General features: G+C 61.5%; 2 protein-coding genes and 1 pseudogene (1 of these 3 running past the window's edge). All 3 read right to left on the bottom strand.

Annotated elements, in window-relative coordinates; genetic code table 11:
* Positions 1–426 (bottom strand): annotated as a pseudogene (locus tag HX823_RS30170) (sugar ABC transporter permease) (it extends 524 nt beyond the left edge of the window).
* The gene (locus tag HX823_RS30165) at positions 427–1,773 is read right to left on the bottom strand and encodes an ATP-binding cassette domain-containing protein (protein WP_177078256.1); all 1,347 of its coding nucleotides are present in this window, start codon (positions 1,771–1,773) and stop codon (positions 427–429) included. It lies immediately after the preceding pseudogene.
* A gap of 5 nt (positions 1,774–1,778) precedes the next feature.
* A partial coding sequence (gene xylF, locus HX823_RS30160; RefSeq protein WP_177078254.1) for a D-xylose ABC transporter substrate-binding protein occupies positions 1,779–2,663 on the bottom strand: 885 nt, incomplete at its 5' end.

Here is a 2,663-nt window from a genome sequence, read left to right as displayed (position 1 = left end):
GCCGGTAATCCCCAGCAGAATCCCGCGAAACGCCAGCATTCCACCCAAGCCGACAATGAATGACGGGATGCGCAGATAGGCCGTCATGTAGCCGTTGGCTAATCCGATCATCAACCCGCACAACGCCACCAGACTCAGGTTGGCGAGCAATGGAATGTGATACACCACATCCAGGATTGCCGCCAACCCGCCAAGCAAGCCGAGCAATGACCCCACCGACAAATCGATCTCGCCGCTGATGATCACCAGCACCATGCCGCACGCCAGAATCCCGGTGATCGACATTTGCCGCAGCAGGTTGGACAGGTTGCGCGGTGTAAGGAACCCCCCCTCGGTCTGCCAGCTGAAAAACACCCAGATCACCGCCACGGCGATGACCAGGGCGAGCATTTTGTAGCGGGTGAAAAGGTGTTTGACCTGATTCATCTACGCGGTCTTCCGATCATTATTGTTGTGTTGGCTGAGCGCGGCGGCGAGCACCTGTTCCTGGGTGAGCCCCTGGTTGATAAAGTCACCGCGCAACTGGCCATCGCCGATCACCAGCACGCGNNGGCTGGTGATCGGCAGGAACGGGCTGGCGGTCTTGAGGTGCATGCGCGCGATCTGCTGGTCGATGCTGCCCAGTTCGGCCTCGGCATCGATGCGGGTCATGTGGGCGTAAGTGTCGAGCACCGCCAGGGTGATGTTCTGGCCCACGCCGAGGTCGGGGATGATGCCCTGGCGCTTGCGATCCTCGGGCACCATGCACAGCCCGGCGCGGATCGACTTGAGCGGTGTGCGCGTGTCGATCACCTGGCCGTCCAGCCACACCTCGCAGCTGTAGCGGCCGGGGTAGGCGCCGAACAGCGCCGACACCAGTTCCGTACGCCCGGCGCCGACCAGCCCGGCAATGCCGAGGATCTCCCCGCGCTTGAGCACAAAGGACACATCGTCCACGCGCTTGCGCTTGGGGTTGTCCACGTCATAACAGGTGACGTTGCGCGCTTCGAACATCACCTCGCCCACTGCATGGGGCTCGGTGGGGTAGAGGTTGCTCATCTCGCGGCCGACCATCTGGGTGATGATCTTTGCGATGTCCATGTCGGCCATGGCGGTGGTCGCGATGTGCTTGCCATCGCGGATCACCGCAATGGTGTCGCACACTGCCGCCACTTCATCGAGCTTGTGCGAGATGTACACGCAGGCCACGCCCTTGGCCTTGAGGCCACGGATGATGTCCAGCAGCACTTCGATTTCCGAGCGGGTCAGGGCCGAGGAGGGCTCGTCGAGAATCAGCAGCCGCGCCTGCTTGTTCAGGGCCTTGGCGATTTCTACCAGTTGTTGGTAGCCGCCGCCATACTGCGATACCGGCAGCGCCACGTTCATGTCCGGCACCTTGAGTTCACGCATCAGCGCTTCGGCGCGGTGGAACATGGCCGGGTAGTTCATGCGCCCGCCGGGCAAGGTCAGTTCGTGACCCATGAAGATGTTTTCAGCCACCGACAGGTCGGGCACCAGGGTCAGTTCCTGGTGGATGATTACGATGCCGGCGGCCTCGGTTTCGCTGATAGAGTGGGCCTTCAGTGGCTGCCCGTCCCAGAGGATTTCGCCCTCCCAGGTGCCGTGGGGATAGACCGCCGACAGCACCTTCATCAAGGTGGACTTACCGGCACCGTTCTCGCCGCACAGGCCCACGCATTCCCCCGGCCGCACCTTGATGTCGATGCCGTTCAGCGCGTTGACACCGCCAAAGCGTTTGACGATGCCGTTCATTTGCAACAGGTAGTCGGCCATGGCGGTCACTGCCCGGCAATCTGCTCTTTGGTATAGAACCCGTCCTTCTCCAATAGGTCGATGTTGGCCTTGGTCAGCGGGGTTGGGGTGAGCAGGATGGTGTCGACCTTTTTGCTGCCGTTGTCGTATTGCGAGCTGTAGGTGGGCTTCTCATTGCGCGCCAGTTGTACCGAGAGCTTGGCGGCTTCGGTGGCGATCAGTTTGAGCGGCTTGTACACGGTCATGGTCTGGGTGCCGTCGATCACGCGCTTGATTGCGGCGAGGTCGGCGTCTTGCCCGGAAATCGGCACCGTGCCCGCCAGTTTCTGCGCGGCCAGTGCCTGGATCGCACCGCCGGCGGTGGCGTCGTTGGAGGCGACGATGGCGTCGATCTTGTTGTTGTTCCGGGTCAGGGCGTTTTCGACGATGCTCAGGGCTTCAGTGGGGTTCCACTCTTTCACCCACTGCTGGCCGACAATCTTGACGTCGCCCTTGTCGATAGCCGGTTGCAGCACCTTCATCTGGCCTTCGCGCAGCACCTTGGCATTGTTGTCGGTGGGCGCGCCGCCGAGCAGGAAATAGTTGCCCTTCGGTGCCGCTTGCAACACGCCGCTGGCCTGCATCTCCCCGACTTTTTCGTTATCGAAGGAGATGTAGGCGTCGATGTCCGCATTGAGAATCAGGCGATCATAGGACACCACCTTGATCCCGGCCTTCTTGGCTTCGGCGACGGCGTTGGTGAGGACGGTGGCGTTGAACGGCACGATGACGATCACGTCGACGCCACGGGAGATCAGGTTTTCGATTTGGGAAATCTGCTTCTGCTCGTTGGCATCGGCCGATTGCACGAAGACCTTGGCGTCGAGTTTTTCTGCGGCGGCCACGAAGTAGTCACGGTCGCGGGACCAACG

This window comes from Pseudomonas sp. P7759, from assembly GCF_013386445.1.
Lineage (GTDB): Bacteria > Pseudomonadota > Gammaproteobacteria > Pseudomonadales > Pseudomonadaceae > Aquipseudomonas > Aquipseudomonas azotoformans_A.
Note: the sequence above shows the minus strand (reverse complement) of the source record. Positions and strands in the feature narration are given on the sequence as shown.